Source organism: Nocardia aegles, from assembly GCF_052545135.1.
On sequence record NZ_JBQWRI010000008.1, the window covers coordinates 282911 to 299870 of the forward strand.

17 protein-coding genes are annotated in these 16960 nt (G+C 67.7%); 7 read left to right on the top strand and 10 right to left on the bottom strand.

Annotated features, from left to right (window positions below; translation table 11 throughout):
• Window positions 1-59 precede the first annotated feature (59 nt).
• The 4 genes from ACT89H_RS22525 to ACT89H_RS22540 all read right to left on the bottom strand — a co-directional run bounded on the left by ACT89H_RS22525 (window position 60) and on the right by ACT89H_RS22540 (window position 3093).
• A complete protein-coding gene (locus ACT89H_RS22525; RefSeq protein WP_445110621.1) occupies window positions 60-560 on the bottom strand; it encodes a metallophosphoesterase family protein in 501 nt (166 codons plus the stop codon).
• Window positions 561-936: 376 nt separating this feature from the next.
• A complete protein-coding gene (locus ACT89H_RS22530; RefSeq protein WP_445110622.1) occupies window positions 937-1320 on the bottom strand; it encodes an SCO6045 C-terminal-like domain-containing protein in 384 nt (127 codons plus the stop codon).
• A complete protein-coding gene (locus tag ACT89H_RS22535; RefSeq protein ID WP_445110658.1) occupies window positions 1317-2171 on the bottom strand; it encodes an MbnB/TglH/ChrH family RiPP precursor modification enzyme in 855 nt (284 codons plus the stop codon). The genes ACT89H_RS22530 and ACT89H_RS22535 overlap by 4 nt, the downstream gene beginning before the upstream one ends.
• Before the next feature lie 13 nt (window positions 2172-2184).
• The gene (locus ACT89H_RS22540) at window positions 2185-3093 is read right to left on the bottom strand and encodes a TIGR04222 domain-containing membrane protein (RefSeq protein WP_445110623.1); all 909 of its coding nucleotides are present in this window, start codon (window positions 3091-3093) and stop codon (window positions 2185-2187) included.
• 216 nt (window positions 3094-3309) lie between these two features.
• Between ACT89H_RS22540 and ACT89H_RS22545 the strand changes: the two genes are divergently transcribed.
• The 3 genes from ACT89H_RS22545 to ACT89H_RS22555 all read left to right on the top strand — a co-directional run bounded on the left by ACT89H_RS22545 (window position 3310) and on the right by ACT89H_RS22555 (window position 5093).
• Window positions 3310-3882, top strand: a complete 573-nt coding sequence (locus ACT89H_RS22545; protein ID WP_445110624.1) for a GNAT family N-acetyltransferase — start codon at window positions 3310-3312, stop codon at window positions 3880-3882.
• Window positions 3883-4144: 262 nt separating this feature from the next.
• Window positions 4145-4669 (top strand): hypothetical protein, encoded by a 525-nt coding sequence (locus ACT89H_RS22550; protein WP_445110625.1) that lies wholly within the window; start codon window positions 4145-4147, stop codon window positions 4667-4669.
• A gap of 277 nt (window positions 4670-4946) precedes the next feature.
• Window positions 4947-5093: a DUF1059 domain-containing protein gene (locus tag ACT89H_RS22555; protein ID WP_445110626.1), complete on the top strand. Its 147-nt coding sequence runs from the start codon at window positions 4947-4949 to the stop codon at window positions 5091-5093.
• 146 nt (window positions 5094-5239) lie between these two features.
• Here the strand turns inward: ACT89H_RS22555 and ACT89H_RS22560 are convergent, their stop codons facing one another.
• Window positions 5240-5839: a TetR/AcrR family transcriptional regulator gene (locus tag ACT89H_RS22560; RefSeq protein WP_445110627.1), complete on the bottom strand. Its 600-nt coding sequence runs from the start codon at window positions 5837-5839 to the stop codon at window positions 5240-5242.
• A gap of 65 nt (window positions 5840-5904) precedes the next feature.
• Here ACT89H_RS22560 and ACT89H_RS22565 point away from each other — a divergent pair, with 65 nt between their 5' ends.
• On the top strand, window positions 5905-7200 hold the full coding sequence (locus tag ACT89H_RS22565) for a YhgE/Pip domain-containing protein (protein WP_445110628.1): 1296 nt from the start codon (window positions 5905-5907) through the stop codon (window positions 7198-7200).
• Between the two features lie 501 nt (window positions 7201-7701).
• Window positions 7702-10605, top strand: a complete 2904-nt coding sequence (locus ACT89H_RS22570) for a UPF0182 family protein (RefSeq protein WP_445110629.1) — start codon at window positions 7702-7704, stop codon at window positions 10603-10605.
• Here the strand turns inward: ACT89H_RS22570 and ACT89H_RS22575 are convergent.
• The 4 genes from ACT89H_RS22575 to ACT89H_RS22590 form a co-directional block, all read right to left on the bottom strand.
• Window positions 10503-10742, bottom strand: coding sequence for a DUF2165 family protein (locus tag ACT89H_RS22575; protein ID WP_445110630.1), 240 nt, complete (start codon window positions 10740-10742; stop codon window positions 10503-10505). The two genes, ACT89H_RS22570 and ACT89H_RS22575, sit on opposite strands and share 103 nt — an antisense overlap.
• Before the next feature lie 118 nt (window positions 10743-10860).
• On the bottom strand, window positions 10861-11376 hold the full coding sequence (gene msrA, locus ACT89H_RS22580) for a peptide-methionine (S)-S-oxide reductase MsrA (RefSeq protein ID WP_445110631.1): 516 nt from the start codon (window positions 11374-11376) through the stop codon (window positions 10861-10863).
• Complete coding sequence (gene msrB / locus ACT89H_RS22585; RefSeq protein WP_445110632.1) at window positions 11373-11828, bottom strand: peptide-methionine (R)-S-oxide reductase MsrB; 456 nt, start codon at window positions 11826-11828, stop codon at window positions 11373-11375. Before msrB ends, msrA begins: the two co-directional genes overlap by 4 nt.
• 214 nt (window positions 11829-12042) lie before the next feature.
• Window positions 12043-12393, bottom strand: a complete 351-nt coding sequence (locus tag ACT89H_RS22590; protein ID WP_445110659.1) for a nitroreductase/quinone reductase family protein — start codon at window positions 12391-12393, stop codon at window positions 12043-12045.
• Between the two features lie 454 nt (window positions 12394-12847).
• Between ACT89H_RS22590 and ACT89H_RS22595 the strand changes: the two genes are divergently transcribed.
• Entirely contained in the window at window positions 12848-14641 is a 1794-nt protein-coding gene (locus ACT89H_RS22595) for an alpha/beta fold hydrolase (protein WP_445110633.1), read from the top strand.
• Window positions 14642-15033: 392 nt separating this feature from the next.
• On the opposite strand, the gene ACT89H_RS22600 is transcribed toward ACT89H_RS22595, so the two are convergent.
• Entirely contained in the window at window positions 15034-15924 is an 891-nt protein-coding gene (locus tag ACT89H_RS22600) for a manganese catalase family protein (RefSeq protein ID WP_445110634.1), read from the bottom strand.
• A gap of 189 nt (window positions 15925-16113) precedes the next feature.
• Here ACT89H_RS22600 and ACT89H_RS22605 point away from each other — a divergent pair, with 189 nt between their 5' ends.
• The gene (locus tag ACT89H_RS22605; protein ID WP_445110635.1) at window positions 16114-16941 is read left to right on the top strand and encodes an SDR family oxidoreductase; all 828 of its coding nucleotides are present in this window, start codon (window positions 16114-16116) and stop codon (window positions 16939-16941) included.
• Window positions 16942-16960 lie beyond the last annotated feature (19 nt).

The following is a 16960-nucleotide window of genomic DNA, read 5'->3' on the forward strand; positions in this document are numbered from 1 at the left end:
TGCGGTGGGGCTGGACCCGCGCCCACGATGCTCGTCCACGCCGTCCGCCGCTCGAGCGGTCAACGCTTCGGAACGGCGTGCAGCGTCACCTGGCTGAGCCGCCCCGACTGTATTCGCGCGGTGAGATAGGTGTGCTCCGGTTGCCGGCGGCGGTCGGTGGGCGAGCCGGGATTGAGCAAGCGCAACCCGCTGTCGGCGACGCTGTCCCAGGGAATATGGCTGTGGCCGAAGACCAGAACGTCGGTGTCCGGGAAATTCCGGGCGCAGCGTTGTTCCCGGCCCTTCGCGGGTCCGGTTTCGTGCACCACCGCCAGCCGGAGTCCGTCGAGTTCGGCACGGGCGACCTCGGGCAGCCGCGCGCGCAGATCCGGACCGTCGTTGTTGCCGTATACACCGACGAGGCGTTCGCTGCGCGCTTCGAGGCGATCGAGCAGCGCGACGTCCACCCAGTCGCCCGCGTGCACGACGACGTCGGCGGCGTCGACCTCGCGCCAGAGCACCTCCGGCAGATCCAGCGCACGCTTGGGCACGTGCGTATCGGCGACGATGAGCAACCGCATGGGAACCGGTCTACCACGGCTGCGGCGGGGTGCCGATTATCCAGTCCGTCCGACGGACAGCGCGGCAGATCGTGTCTATGACATCTATCACATTAACTCGGCGGCCCGGTCGAGATCGGACCTCCGATCGTGGGTATGCCGGGCGTGACGGTGACGCAGTGCAGCGCACCGGTACGACAGTTTCCACCGCGTTGTCCGGGAGGGCTTGTGTCTTCGATGCTTTCATTTCTCATGCTCATGCTGATGCTGCCGGGGATGGCGACCGTCGCTGCGTATGTGACGGTGGCGATCAGTGTGTGGCTCGAGGAGCGTCGCGCCGCCGGCGACTCCGCGGTCGGAGTCGAAGCCCGCCGTTCGTAGGAAGACCCGGTCTGACTCAGGGGGTGCTGTCGTCCGATGCGCGACGCCGGGGGAATCGCCAGCGCGTTGTCACCCGGCGGCGAGGTGCGACCCTCCAGTCGATGCCGGCGGCGCTGGCGAAGGCGGCGGCATCGGCGGAGGTGGTCGTCTTCGGGTGATTCCGGGCCCACGCCGTGAAGCGGGCGGTGAAGTCACCCTGACACGCGTGCACCAGCAGTGGGAAACGGCGCGCCACTTCGCCGGACCGCTTGCGCAGCAGGGCGTCCGCCGCCGCCCCGACGGCCTCGGCATCGAAGCCGGAGGGTACCGCGGCTCCCGCGACCAGTGCGCGCACCAGGGCTGCTTGCCGCTGGGCCAGCGTCGCGCGGTCACGCTGTTCCGGTACCGAATCGGCACTCACGCCAGTACCGCCCTGGCGCGCGCGGTGATCGGCGGGCGGGCGGCGGCGGCCGCGATGGCGTCCAGTTCGTCGAGCAGTTCGGCCGCGGGCGGATAGTTGCCGTCGCGCTCCAGCATCATCGGCGCCGGACGATTCGCGGTGAATTCCGTGACGAGCGCGAGCACGTCGCCAGGAACCGGGTCGGTGTGGGTGTCGTGGTAGCGACCGCCGGCTTCGTGACCGCCCGCGACGTGGCAGTACGCCACGTGTTCGGCGGGCAGGCGCGACAGTTCGGCGAGCGGATCGCGACCGCGGTTACGGGCGTTGGCGTAGACGTTCGCGAGATCCAGCAGCAGCGACACACCGGTGCGCTCGACGAGTTCGGACAGGAACTCCGCTTCGGTGTATTCGTCATCGGGCCAGTCGAACAGCGTGGCGATGTTCTCCACCGCGAGCGGGACGTCCAGCGCCGCCCTGGTCCGGGCGATATTGCGGGCGAGTGCGTCCAGGGCTTCCCGGGTCCGCGGCACTGGCAGCAGGTGTCCGGCTTCCAGGCCGCCCGCGCGGACAAAAGCGACGTGCTCGCTCACCAAGGGGGCCGCTACCGCCGCCGCACAGGACGCCAAGTGCTCGACGCGATGCCCCGCGACCGGTTCCGCACCGCCGAGCGACAGCGAGATGCCGTGCGGCACCACGGCCACGCCGCGGGCCCGTAGAGCGGCCAGTTCCTCGGGGACGGCGATCTCCCCGGCATGACGGGGATCGCGGGGCAGTGACTCGGCGATGACCTCGCAGAATCCGAGTCCCGCCAAGGTGGCGATCACCCCGCAGATTTCGGGCCGCCAGCCGATACCGAGCGCGTCCGGCGGCAGCGGTCCGGTGCGCTCATCCACCACAACCGCCGCAGCCCCCGCCGCACCCGCTGCCGCATCCGCCTCCGTCGCTCCCGCTGTCGCCCCCGCTGTCACCGCCGCCCGACGCACTCGGCGGCGCGACGGCCTGGGCGAGTCCGGGATCGAGGGCGACGAGCGCGCCGATACCGAAAACGGCTGCCGCGAGCGCCGCGCTCTCGGCGCCATAAGTCGCATACGACGGTGAATTGGCGGGCCGCAGATGCCGATTGCGCTCGGAGGCGGCGTCCCGGGCGCGGACGCCGAGTGCGGTGAGCCGCGGCGTGCGCACCACCAACCAGCAGACGACTGCCTGCGCGATCACCAGCACGACCAGCAGACCGACCGGATTGCCGTGCGTCGCGCCCGCGATGATCCGCACCAGGCCGAGCGCGCCGGTGACGAGGATCGGTATGCCCGCGTCACGCAGACCGCGGCGCGTCTCGGGTCCGGGGAAGTACCCGAGGCCGACCATTCTGGTGCGCAGCGCGTCGAGTGGCCCGCCTGCGATCGCGCCGATGGGCGTGCGCTGACCCGCCGCCAGCCGGTCGTATACCGACACGGTGAACGGATCCAGCCGCCCGAGCTCCTGCGCGGTGATGGCGCGAACCGGCGCGGCGGCCGAATCGATCGCGTCGAGGCCACGCAATCGCGCTATCGCCGCGAGTACGGCGTTCTGGTCGCCGTACAGCATCCCCAGCTCGGGCGAGGTCAGTTCCGCGCCCGGCGCGGCGACCGCGTCGGTCTCCGGATCCGCGCTCGTCACCCGCGACCGCAGCCAGATCCCGGCGAGCACGGCTACCAGCACGAGCGGTATGTAGACGGCGAGGAACTGCGGCCCGGAAATACCCCAGGTATCACCGGCCGCGACAAGTCCCTCCGAGCCCACCCCGATCACGTTCATCTCCCACCTCGGAATCGGTCCAACCTGCCCTCAGTATCGGTCCGCGGCGGCTCACACGCCATGCCGAATCGCCGTGGCGTGCAAAGTCAGCGGCCGCGCCCGGGCAGCCGGGCTCACTGTCGTGCGGCCGAGGCCGAGTTGCTCGGAGACCATCAGGGACGACCCGCGGCGGAAATTGCTTTGCACGGCGGTGGGTGGAACACCAACGATAGCGATATGGACGTCGAATCATGCTCGGCGCTCGGACCGGGCGTCGGGCCACCGGAGCGGATAGAACTGGAAGATCTGCTGTTGCGGCGGTGGCTGTCGCAGGATGTGCGGCCGCGACTCGAGGCGATCAACGCCTCGTTCGACGAGATCCACCCGTGGATGGATTGGCTCGCCGAACCGGCGACACTGGAGGGTCAACGCGCCTTCGGCAGAGAAACGGACGAGAGCTGGCCCAGCGCCGCGGGCAGTTTCAACTTCGGCATCTTCGACGCCGGCGGCAGCGTGCTCGGTGGGATCGGCCTGCACGACCGGCTCGGCTCGCGTGCTGTGGAGATCGGCTACTGGTGTCACACCGCACACCGTGGCCGAGGGGTGATCACCCGCAGCGCAGCTGCCTTGACCCGCATCGCCTTGACACTGCCGGGCGTCGACCGGGTCGAGATACATTGTGACGAGGCGAATATCCGCAGCGCCGCGGTGGCCCGGCGGCTCGGCTACCGCCTGGACCGGATCGAGCCACGCGACAAGTGTGCGCCCGCGGAGTCCGGTCGCGGAATGTACTGGATCAAGGAGCGCTGATCGTCGTCACCGTGCTCACCCGTCGGCGCACGAACCCGCTCGTCGATCGCATACCGGTACCGGCGCGCGTGGTCCTGAAACTGGACGCCGGGCCCCGCTGACGCCGAAACCTCGTGCGCCGGTCGCTTCGGGGAATGCCGCGTGGAGATGGCCAACGGGCGAACGCTCAGTTGTGCTGCGGGCAACCGCATTCGGCGGCTTGTAGGGTGTGCGCGGAGCCGGGAGAACAACCGGCGCGGGCGCGCAGGAAGGGACAGTGGGGATGTCGGACGCTTCGGTCGAGGTGCTCCTGGACGACTTCGAGAGCAAGGACAAGTGGGAGGTCGCGGGGGCCGGCGCGGACCGGACACATCTCACGACATTCGCCGAAGGCGCGCCGGGCAAACGGCCCGGTGTGTTCGCCGACGGCGTCGCGGGCGCCGACTACCGTGCGTTGGTTCTACTGGTCCGGTCGGCGATCGACGATCTCGAGGTCGACCTCGTGCCGAAGCCCGGGCAGGTGTTCGCGATCGCTGGACGTCTGGCCGCCCTGAATCTGTGGGTGCGTTCGCCGCACGCGTCGATCCTGGTGTCCGCGCGACTCCGTAGCGCCGGACGGGACGAACGCGAACTGGTCCTCGGGAGCGTTTCCGCGACCGGCGAATGGCAGCACCTCCACCATGAACCGGCCGACCCCGTGGACGACAGCGAGCTCGTCGCTCTGACCATCCGGCTCACCCAGGTGGTGAAGCGGGAGGGAGAGGTCATGATTCTGCTCGACGACCTGACCGCTCGCGCCAGCGCGTGAGGAACGCGTGGGCCGTCGCGCCGGATCGGAACCGGTCGCCGGGCACGCTTGCGTAGGCCGGCGGCTGAGTTCCGGCCTGCCCTTCCGATATCGTGCAGACGACAGTAGCCGACCGGATCGTCCACGGTGTCCGCGAAAACCGTTGCGCGAGTAGCGCCACGTCGAACCCGTACCCGTCGGTGCGGCCCTCGCCGACTCCCCCTCCGGGAACTGCGGCTCGCACCGACTCGATCGCGTCCGTGCGCCTAGACTGTCGGACCGAGGAGGAAGGACGCTCATGAAGCGAAAGCTGAACTGCCCCTGTGGAGAATCGATCGTCGGAACCGACGAGGACGATCTCGTGGCGAAGACGCAAGCCCACTTGGCCGAGAGGCACCCGGGCCACGAGTACTCGCGCGACGAAATCCTGTTCATCGCTTACTGAGCGACGGACCTCGGGTAGACGCCACCGAGGCCTTGTTCGCACTCGGTCCGGGCAAGGTTCGGGGAATACGCTGTCATCAACGGGCGTCCATCGGCGGTGGCATTCGGCCGGCGTCCACCCGCTTGTGCCGCGACGTCCGCGGCCGGTCACGGTCTGGGGCGCAAGCCCTCGATCATGTGTGTGGTCGTCTCGTCCACCAGTTCGTCGGCGGTCTCCGCGGCGATCACACCCGAGCCGACGAAGGTGGCCAGCCCCTGTAGCGCGGCGACTGCCGACAGCGCGATGCGCCGCGGATCGCCGTCGATCACTTCTCCTCGCTTCTGCGCTTCGGCGATGAGCGCGACCGGTGTCGCGAACGCCGCGTCCACTGCCCGTGACATCGCATCGCCTGCGGCGGGGCTGTGCCTACGCGCGAACATCAATGCGACGAGTGCCGAATTCTCGGTCGCGAAGTGGAGATAGGTCCGGGCAAGGGCCCGGATGTGCCCCGCGGCCGAACCCGCGGGTGTCGTCTGCTCCAAGGCGGCGGCGAGACGCTGGAATCCGGACACCGCGATGGCGTCCAGCAGCGCCTGTTTGTCCTTGAAGTGCCGGGTCGGAGCGGCGTGACTGACTCCGGCGTCGCGGGCCAGTCTGCGTAGCGACAAGCCGTCGACGCCGGACTCGCGCAGCGTCGCCTCGGCGCGCCGCAGCAGCTCGGCGCGCAGATCGCCGTGGTGGTAGGACCGGCTTGGAGTGATCGCCATGGTGTATGCAGGGTAACAAAATGTAGGCATTGCCTACTTTGTAGGCGGTGACTACATTAGCTCGCATGACGGTTCGGATCTTCACCGCCCCGATCGCAGTGCTGACGGTCCTCGCGGCACTGCTCGCCACGATGTACCTCGGATACGCCAGCAATACCGAGCGGAACCTGCACGACTTCCCGATCGCCCTGGTCGATCTGGACGTCGGCGACACGATCGGCGGCAAGCCCGCCGATATCGGTGCCCAGGTCACCGATGCGCTGGTCGCCGGAATCCCGGCGGAGAAGGTCGACCTGCGAGTCGTGGGTATCGCCGAGGCGCGCACGCAGTTGCAGCATGGCGAGGTCTACGGCGCCATCGTCATCCCGTCGGACTTCACCAAGCGGCTGGCGATTCTGGGCGCTGGTGCCGTGGTCCCCGGGGAGATCGAGCGCCCGGTGATCACGATCAACACCAATCCGCGGATCGGCCCGTACACCACGGGCATCATGCAGCGCATCGCCGATCGCGCGCTGAATCAGGTGGACGAGATCGTCGGCAAGAACCTGACCGACCAGGTGAACTCCGCCTTGGCCGCAGGCCCGGGTGCACCGGTCGAGCTCAGTGGCGCCTCCCGCCTGATGCTCGCCGACCCGGTGCAGATCGTCACCGCACCATATCGCCCCATGGACGACGGCGCCGGACAAGGACTCGTCGCCTTCTTCTACACCTTGATCCTGTTGCTGGCGGGCTTCACCGGCGCGATGATCATTCACACGCTCGTCGACTCGGCGCTCGGTTTCACGCCCACCGAGTACGGCCCGTGGTTCATCCACTCGCCGGCGACCGGAATCTCCCGGTTGCGCACCTTGCTGGTGAAGTGGGCGGTCATCGTCACCGCCGCGCCGATCCTGTCCGGCATATTCCTCGGCGTAGCCACGGCATTAAGTGTTCCGCTGGGTAGCCCGCTGCTGTTGTGGCTGTACGGCACGCTCGCCATCGTCGCCGTCGGCATCACCGCCCTGTCCGTCCTGGCTACCTTCGGCACGGCCGGACTGCTGGTCAACCTGATCCTGTTCGTCGTCCTTGGTCTGCCGTCGTCGGCCGCCACAGTGCCGTTGGAAGCGACGCCCGCCTATATCGGCGAGCTGGCCGCGTTCGAGCCGATGCATCAGATCTACTTGGCCGTACGCGCGATCCTGTTCTTCGACGCCCGCGCCGAAGCCGGTTTCGGACATGGCTTGTGGATGACGATGCTCGGCCTCGGCATCGGCCTGGCGCTCGGAGCGACCGCGACCTACGCCTACGACCGCCGCGGCCTGCATCGGGCGACGGCTCCGGCCGGGGACGTATCGGTCGTCAGCGTGCCCGCTGTGAGTTGACGAGGCGCACAGCGGTGGTCGGCGTGCGCTCCCGCGCGGTGTGAATCTTCCCCTACCGTGATCGGCGGAAAGTCCCGCGTCGTGCGGATGCCGGGCTCGGCGGCGACCACTCGGTGAGGATAAGGCGGGTACCCACGATGCGTCCTGCCGCCGCGATGATGGCGGCGTGGTCGCGATCTCGAGGCCGGCCACGCGAGTGCAGTGCTCGACGCCGGTATCAGCTGTGCCGCGACGACGCCCGGGTCTGGCCCGGTCGATCAGTTCGTATGCCGGATGAGCCGTGTTCCGGCGGTCGGATCAGTCGTTGCCGGGCGACAGCAGCGCGTTCAGCTTCTCCGGGTCGACACCGAACCCGGCGAGTCTCGCCTCCGCGCCGGCCTCACCTGTCTCCCCGCCCTGGTCCGTCGGCCTCGACGCATCGACCAGCCCCGGTAGTATCGAGCTTGGCAGTCGGCTTCGGCGGTCCATCGTTGCGCCGGGCGGCAGCCACGGGAGTGCAAGATGAGCGCACGCGACGGCCCCGGCTTGCGGCGGTTGCATCGCAGCACCCGGGTGCTGGTGATCGCCGCCACGGTGTTCGTCGTCTCGTTGCTGATCGTGCCTCGGCTGGTCAGCGGCTATGTCAGCTGGCTGTGGTTCGGTGAAGTCGGTTTCCGCGGAGTCTGGCTGACCGTGCTGCTCACCCGGCTGTCGCTGTTCCTCGCGGTCGCGCTGATCGTCGGTGGCGTTCTTGTCGCGGCGATGTGGCTCGCGTTCAGATTCCGCCCGCTCTTCTTCCCCGAATCCGAGGAGGAAGACAGTCTTCGGCCGTACCGGGCAACGGTGCTCCGGCATCCGGCGCGGTTCGGTCTGGGCGTCGCCACCACGCTGGGCCTGGTCTGCGGCCTTGCCGCCCAGTCCCACTGGATGACGGTCCAACTGTTCCTCCACGGCGGGTCCTTCGGCGTGTCCGACCCGCAATTCGGGCACGACGTCGGTTTCTTCGTCTTCGACCTGCCCTTCTACCGATTCGTCGTCAACTGGCTGTTCATCGCCGTGGTCCTCGCCTTCATCGCGAGCCTCGCCACGCACTACCTGCTCGGCGGGCTGCGGCTGTCCAGAAAGGTGGGCGGCCTGACGCACCCGGCCCGGGTCCAGCTCGCGATACTGGCCGGCGCGTTCGTCCTGCTGAAAGCTGCCGCCTATTGGCTCGATCGGTATTCGCTGCTTTCCAGCCGCAGCAAGGAACCCACTTTCGCAGGCCCCGGCTACACCGACATCAACGCGGTACTACCCGCCCGCCTCATCCTCTTCGCGATCGCCGTGATCTGCGCCGTGGCGGTGTTCGCCGCCGTCGTCGTGCGGGACCTGCGGATCCCGGCGATGGCCGCGGTGCTTCTGTTGCTGTCGTCGATCCTGGTCGGAGCCGTCTGGCCGTTGGCCGTCGAGCAGTTCTCCGTCCGTCCGAACGCCGCCGATATGGAACGGGCCTACATTCAACGCAACATCGCCGCCACCCGGCAGGCATACGGGATCGGCAACGATCGGGTCGAGTTCCAGCCCTATTCCGGTGTCGGCACCAAGCCGCCGCCCGAGGTCCCCGCGGACATCACCACGATCGCCGACGTCCGGCTGCTGGATCCGAATGTGCTCTCCCGGACGTTCACCCAGCAGCAACAGCTGAAGAACTTCTACAGTTTCCCACCGCATCTGGATCTGGATCGGTATCGCGTCGGTGGGCAACTGCGCGATTACGTGGTGGCGGCGCGTGAGCTCACCCCGAGCGCGCTGAGCGGCAACCAGCGCCACTGGGTCAACCGGCACACCGTCTACACGCACGGCAACGGGTTCGTGGCCGCACCGGCCAACCGGGTGAACGCGGCGGTCCGAGAGGCCGCGGGCGATGCCGCGAGCAGCAACAGCGGATACCCGATCTACGCGGTCGGCGACATCGCTTCCCAGGCCTCCGGACACCAGGTGATCCGAGTGGATCAGCCGCGCGTCTACTTCGGCGAAGTGATCGCCCATGCCAGCCCGGACTACGCCATCGTGGGCGGCGGCACCGAGCCGCGCGAATACGACACCGATGCCACCAAGTACACCTACACCGGCGCTGGCGGTGTCCCGATCGGCAACTGGCTCAACCGCCTGGCCTTCGCGGTGACCTACACCGAACGCAATATCATCTTCTCGAAGGCGATCGGTCCCGATTCGAAGATCATCTTCAACCGTGATCCTCGCCATCGCGTCGAACTCGTCGCACCGTGGTTGACCACCGACAACGACCCCTACCCCGCGGTGGTGAACGGCCGCATCGTCTGGATCGTCGACGCGTACACGTCGATCGACGGCTACCCCTACGCCGAGCGCAGCTCGCTCGAAGCTCTCCAGCCGGGCGACGACACCCGGCGGGAGTCGCCCCGCGAGATCTCCTACGTGCGCAATTCCATCAAGGCGACCGTCGACGCGTACGACGGCACCGTCACCCTCTACCAGGTCGACCGGCAGGATCCGGTCCTCGCGGCCTGGATGAAGGTCTTCCCCGGCACGGTCCGACCCGAGGAGTCGATCACTCCGGAGCTGCGGGCCCACTTCCGGTATCCCGAGGACCTGTTCGCGATCCAGCGCGAGATGCTCGCCAAATACCACGTCGACGAGCCGCGCGAATTCTTCACCACCAACGCGTTCTGGTCGGTGCCCAGTGATCCCACCGTGGAGTCCAATCCGCATCAGCCCCCGTTCTATGTCCTGGTCGGCGACCAGAACAGTGCCGAACCATCGTTCCGACTGGCCAGCGCGATGGTCGGCTACAACCGGGAATTCCTCTCCGCCTACGTGTCCGCCCGCTCCGACCCGGAGGGCTACGGCAAAATCACCGTCGCGCAGTTGCCCACCGACACTCTCACCCAGGGGCCGCAACAGATCCAGAATTCCATGATCTCCGACACCAGAGTGGCGTCCGAGCGCACCCTGCTCGAGCGCTCGAACCGAATCCAGTACGGGAATCTGCTCACCCTGCCTATCGCCGACGGCGGCGTGCTCTACGCCGAGCCCCTGTTCACCGAACGGATCTCGACCGCGCCGAACGCGTCGACGTTCCCGCAGCTGGCGCGGGTGCTGGTGAGTTACCGGGATCCCGGCACCGGCGGTGTCCTCGTCGGCTACGCCCCGACCCTCGCCGAGGCACTGGAGCAGGTGTTCGGTCCGGCCACCGGCAGACTCGCCACGCCTCCCGGAGGTGGTCCCGGTGCTCCACTGCCGCCTGGGCAGATGCCCGCCGCGCCGCAGGCCGCGCAACCACAGGCGCAGGCGCCGCCGGTGGATCAAGCGAAGATCGCCGAACTCAACGCGCAGATCGATGAGATCCGGGCAGCGCTGGAACGTCTGCAGAAGCAGCTGAGCGAACTCGAGCGCAACGGCCGCTGACGCTCGCGCCTAATCCGATTCCGCTGCGGCCGAGTCGCTTTCGGTGACGAAGCTACGCTGCGGGCGTCGTTGGCCCACATGCGAAACCATTCGCCGCCGATGGTCAGGAAGCCGCCCGCGAACAGCAGCACCGCCATGGTCTAGCCCAGGCGAAACTACGACGACTGCGCCACTTGGGTGCGGTGACGCAGTCGTCCGCGGCGCGCTCCGACGGCTCGGCGGGCCCGGGCGCGGCCCCGCCGAGCTCACCTGCTTCTACTGGGCGGTGGTCTGCCGTTTCGGCAGCTTCCACCCCGGCCGAGGGAAGTGGCAGGTGTAACCGTCCGGGTAACGCAGCAGATAGTCCTGATGCTCCGGTTCGGCTTCCCAGAACTCGCTCGCCGGGGTCACTTCGGTGACCACCTTTCCGGGCCAGAGACCGGAGGCGTCGACATCGGCGATGGTGTCCAGGGCGATACGTTTCTGGTCGTCGTCGAGGTAGAAGATCGCCGAGCGGTAGCTGGTTCCGATGTCGTTGCCTTGGCGGTCCTTGGTCGTCGGATCGTGGATCTGGAAGAAGAACTCCAGCAGTTCCCGGTAGGACGTCCGGGCCGGGTCGTAGACGATCTCGATCGCCTCCGCGTGGCCGGGGTGGTTGCGGTAGGTGGGATGGTCGTTGCGTCCACCGGTGTAGCCGACGCGGGTCGACACCACCCCCGGCTGCTTGCGGATCAAGTCCTGCATGCCCCAGAAGCAGCCACCGGCCAGAATCGCCGTGCGCGTGTCGGTCACGCCTCCTCCTTTGCGAAGAGAGTCCTGTACTGCCCGTAGCCTTCCGCCTCGAGGTCGTCGAGGTGAATGAACCGCAGCGCAGTCGAATTGATGCAATACCGCAAGCCGCCCGCCGCACGGGGACCGTCGGTGAACACATGCCCGAGGTGGCTGTCGCCGTGCGCCGAACGCACCTCGGTGCGGACCATCAGATGACTGAAGTCCCGCTTCTGCACCACGTTCCCGGCTTCGATCGGCTTGGTGAAACTCGGCCATCCCGTTCCACTGTCGAACTTGTCGACCGAGGCGAACAACGGCTCACCGGACACCACATCCACATAGATGCCCGGCTCGTGATTGTCCCAGTACTCGCCCGTGAACGCCCGCTCGGTGCCGTTCTCCTGAGTGACGTGATACTGCTCAGGCGACAGCGCGGCGACCGCCGCGGGATTCCGGTTGTACTCCCGTGCCACATGACCTCCTCATATCGGCTCCTGGTACAACCCGGGCACCGGCTGGGAAAATCCCGAGCGAGCCGGGTGTCAGACCCCGGTTCGGCCGACCGCGCCGACGGCAGCTCCGCTGTCGCCGACTGCTCCGCCGTCCCGCCATGCCGTGGAATTCGCGGCGGCTTGCGCCGTGGGAGGAGCAACGCTCTGCACTGTCCGCGGCAGCGATCGCATCGGATCAGCTTGCGTCGTCGAGCCGAACTCCGACGAAGACGCGGCCGCGTTCGTCGCGTCGCGCTACCGCATGCCCGCGCCGGTCGGCACCGTTCAAGTGCAGTGTGATCGGGCCGCCCGCACCGAGGAAGTTGCGCCACCAACTCTTCCGATCCGGCAAGGCGACGCCGATGACCAGTTCGTCTCCTTTTCGCCAGTAGTTGACCGGTGTGCTGAACGTCCGCCCGGACCGGCGCCCCACATAGGTGATCACCACGAATCCTCTGCCCAGCAGACGCCCGAGCACCGGCGCGCTGAGGAGGGCGACCACCCCGGCGTTCACCGCTCGCGCGCCGCGCCCCAGCACCGTCTTCAGTTCCACGACTTTCCTCCCGGCCGCCTACGGACATCTCCGAACATTGCCACCCTAATGGGTGCGGTCGGACTGTAGTCCGTCCTCGGCTCGCGCATGGCCACAAGACCTTCGCCCCGAATCCGAAGCATCGGCCAGCTCCGGCAACCGGCCGCACGGCCCGGTCCTTTCACCCCGACCATTCCGGTCGCGAATCAGGCGGGGCATCCGGCGGCCGGTTGCCGCCTCGGCATCGCCGGTCACTTCGCAGACGATGCACGTCCACCCGGCTCGCGAGTACGCGCGAACCTTCGAATGTCCTCGGCGGGTAGTCGAATATTGCAGGGTTTGTGCTGTTCAACGGCCTATTGCGAACAGGAAACGCATCGTCGGATCGAAGGACATCGGATTGCATGTCGTGTCACGCTGCTGCGGTCCGCAGTTCCGCAACAACTCACCGGAAGGATCGCTGACGCCGATGTCGCACGGAGATCCGATCGTCGGGACCACGTCCGAACAGCTGGCGCGGATCGCAGTCGAGGGCCCCTGGGACGCGCAGGGGCAGGTGCGCGTGGAAGCGGTGCGGTTCGCGTCGAACCTGGTGAGCGCCGTGCGGCAGCGCGGCGGTAAGGGGCTGGTGCCCGATGACGTCGCCGAGCTGGTGAGCCGGGCGCTGAACGTCGCCGTGCCGACGTTTCCGCGCATCGAAGGGGCGGGCGGGGTCGGTCTGTCGGCGCACCTGCTGCGGCAGACCACCTCCCGTCCGTGTCCGCTGGTGGTCTTCCCCGCCGGGTGGACACCCGTGGGGTGGCCCTTGTTCGAGTACGCGTATCTCACGCTCGCGTGGAAGGGCTACCACGTGCTGGCCTACTCGCCACGCGGAATCGGCTGGTCGGCCGCACCGGGAACGGAATCGCCGTGGTTCGGTACGTCCGAAGGCACGGTCGATGTCGCCGGTCCATGGGACCGCGCCGACGGCGAGAAGGTGCTCGACTTCGCGATAGACGCGCTCGATCCCAGCGGCATCGCCTTCATGGGTGAGTCGTATGGCTCCGGAATCAGCCAGCTGGTGGCCGCGCACGACGAGCGGGTCGACGTCGTCGTCGCCCTGAGCACCTGGGGCAACCTCGCCACCAGCTGGTACCACAACGGCACCCGTCATCTGAAGGCCGTCGAGGCACTGGTCGCCCTGACCGGTGGCGCGGACAGGTTCGACGACGGGGCGCTGGAGATCTTGGCGAAGTTCGCCGAGGGCGCGGACATGGACCCGGTCGTGGAGTGGGGCACCGAACGCGCGCCCGAACACTATGTCGGCCGCGATATTCCCACCTTCTTCTCCAACACCTGGCACGACGGCCTTTTTCCGGTGAACCAGGTGCTGGAGACCTTCGAAAAGCTTCCGCGCCCCAAACGGCTGAACATGTGGATCGGCGATCACGCGGCGCCGGAAGGTCCCGGCCTGATCGCTCCGCCCATGCCCGGTGCCGGACCGAACAAGCCACTGCGCGAGGCGTACGCCTGGCTCGATCACTACCTGAAAGACGAGGACAACGGCGTCGACGCGTGGCCGGAGATCAGCAACCAGGTCATGTTCACCTACGTCACCACGCCGGGATCCGGCAACCGTCGGAACGTGATCGTCGAACCGGCTCGGCGCGAGGAGAAGACGTCGTGGGCGGACGTCACCACCGACACCGAAGTACTGACCTTGACCGATGAGCGCGAGGGCGGCGATGGTGCGCTGACCCCCGATCGCACGGCCGGTTGGCAACGCAGCTTCACGGTGGGCGATGAGCCCGAGGTCGTCGCCATGGACACACTCATGACGACGGGCCAGGGGGAATGGTCCGGCAATCCCACGATCTACCGGGCCGGCGAGATCGACCGCGGCCGTGCTCTGGTCTGGTCGACGGGGCCGCTGCTCGCTGCTCGCGGCGGCGTCGCCCGGCAGATCCGCGGCATACCCCGGGTGCACGTGACCGTCGACAGCAGCGACGAGTCCGCGACCGTGATCGCCTATCTGCTCGACGTCGACGAAAACGGCTCGGCGAGAATCATCACGCACGAACCGAAAACCATCGAGTCGGGCCTGCCCGCGACCATTTCGTGGGAGCTGCAAGCGGCCGCCTACGATCTGCCGGACGGCAATCGGTTGATGCTGGTGTTCGACGGCATGGATCCGCGGTATTCCAGCGCCGACAAGGCCGGTTCCACGATCACCATCAGTGCGCCGCGTGGCGTCCCGTCGTGGCTGGAGCTGCCGCTCGGCTGACCGGAACGCCTGGCCCGGCGATCTCCCCGGCCACGCCGTGGTCGGCAGCGGATCAGTCGGCCGAATGCTCCACGCCGATGCGCTCCTACCGGGTTCAACCGGGCAGGCGGTCACGGTGATGTCGGTATCGCGCGGTTCTTCACGCAGTGCTTCGGCGAACGATTGGATGACGGGTGTCGACGCGTGGTGCGCCGCTTGGCGGGCGCCCGGCGTCGTGGCGGCGATGGAAGAGGTGAACAGCTCCGGTCGTTCCGGTGCGAGACGACTTGGGCCGCAAGCTGCGGCGGTGATCAGGACGGCACGACGCGCAGCGACGCGCGGCCCGAGGTGGCCGCGCGTCGCTCGACGCCTGAACCGGCTGTTCTCCGTCCCGGCCGCAGGCGCGGGAGAAATCAGTCCGGTATGTGCGACTCGTGGGTGAACGGCTTGGTACCGTGGACCGCAGGCTCGCCTTGGGGGTTGCTCTCCGCGCCGTGGTTCACGCGGTCGTCGGAATCGAGCCATTCGGTGACCGGATTGTCGATGTAGCGCCATTCCGTGCCCGAGGGCCACGGTCCCTGCCCTTCGTTCCAAGGGCCGCGGGCGCTCGCGGCGCCGTTGGACATGTTGAACGCCACGTTCTGGAACCGATCGTCGCCGGGCAGTGCTCCGGGCGGGAAGTTGACCGGCAATTCGTTCAGCGCCGCCGTGAACTGCTGGAAGTGCGCGATCTCGCGGGTCATCAAGAACGACAGTGTGTCCTGCACACCGGGATCGTCGGTGAACTGCTTGAGATATTCGTAGACGATCTTGGCGCGCGACTCCGCCGCGAGGTTGCTGCGCAGATCGACTGAGGGCTCACCATTGGCCTCGACGTACGAGCCCGACCACGGCACGCCAGCGGCGTCCTTCACAACGGGGCCGCCGGCGCTGAGCGCGAAGTACAGCGGGTTCACCGCGACCTGGTGGATCACCTGATCACGTCCGCCGGGTGTCGCCACCATCGGCATCCAGTCGCACCGCTCGTTGGCCTGCTTCAGATCGTCGTTGAGCCCGTCCAGCAACATGGTGATCATCGCGCCGACGATCTCGAGATGGCTGAGTTCCTCGGTGGCGATATCCATGAACAGGTCGTAGATCTTCGGATGCTTGCCCCGCAGCGTGAACGCCTGATTGAAATATTGCATGGCGGCCTTCAATTCGCCGTTGGCGCCGCCGAACTGTTCTTGCAGCAGGGTCGCGAACCGTGGATCGGGACGGTCCACGCGGACTTCGAACTGGAGATCCTTGTTATGGGTGAACATCGCTCTCCTTACCAGTATGGTCGGCTGTTCGAGATGGCTTTCACGGCCTAACCCAGCGCACGACGAGCAAGAGATGCGTTGCTTGTTCGCTGGCGACGATACGGGTTCGAGTTGCCGGTGGTTCGCAGCGACACGAGCCGTGACGGCGGGTGCGGGTGTCGTCTGTGCCCGCCCGGGTAGTCGCGGAATATGGCTACTACCGCTCCACTTCCGCAAGAACGAGCAGGCACTCCACGGCGAGCCGTGGTGACCGGGGGAGACTCCGGAATCGGCGCCTCGATCGCCGTCGCGCTCGCCGCGGGCGGGGCCGATGTCGGGCTGACTTACCACAGTGACCAGCGCGGTGCGCAGGACACCGCGGCGCAGGTGCGCGAACAGGGGAGGACCGCCGCGGTGCGGCGTCTCGACCTGGCGAACCCGGCGGACGCCGTGTCGGTCATCGATGCCCTCGCCGACGAACTCGGTGGCCTCGATGTGCTGGTGAACTGCGCCGGTACCGGGTCGGCTCAGAAGGCGATGGACATGGACTTCGACACCTGGCGGCACGTGCTGTCGGTCGACCTGGACGGCGCGTTCCTCTGCTCGCAGCGCGCTGCCGGGCACATGATCACCGCGGGTAACGGTGGCCGGATCATCAACATCACCAGCGTGCACGAACACGTTCCCCGGGTGGGCGCCGCACCGTACTGCGCGGCGAAAGCGGGGCTCGGCGCGCTGACGAAAGTACTGGCGCTGGAACTGGCCGAACACGACATCACCGTCAACTCGGTCGCGCCCGGTGAGATTTCGACACCGATGACCGGCCAGGAAGACGTCGATCCACGTGAGCAGTCCCGTCCCGGCGTGCCGCTCGGGCGAACCGGGCACGCCGACGAGGTCGCCGCCGTGGTGGCGTTTCTCGCCGCACCACAGGCCGGCTATGTCACCGGCGCGTCCTATGTGGTGGACGGTGGCATGCTCCTGATGGGACCGCAGGCCAGTAGCCTGTTGACCGACGAGAAATGGCGTACGCCGTGACGGATCCGTCACAGCGTTC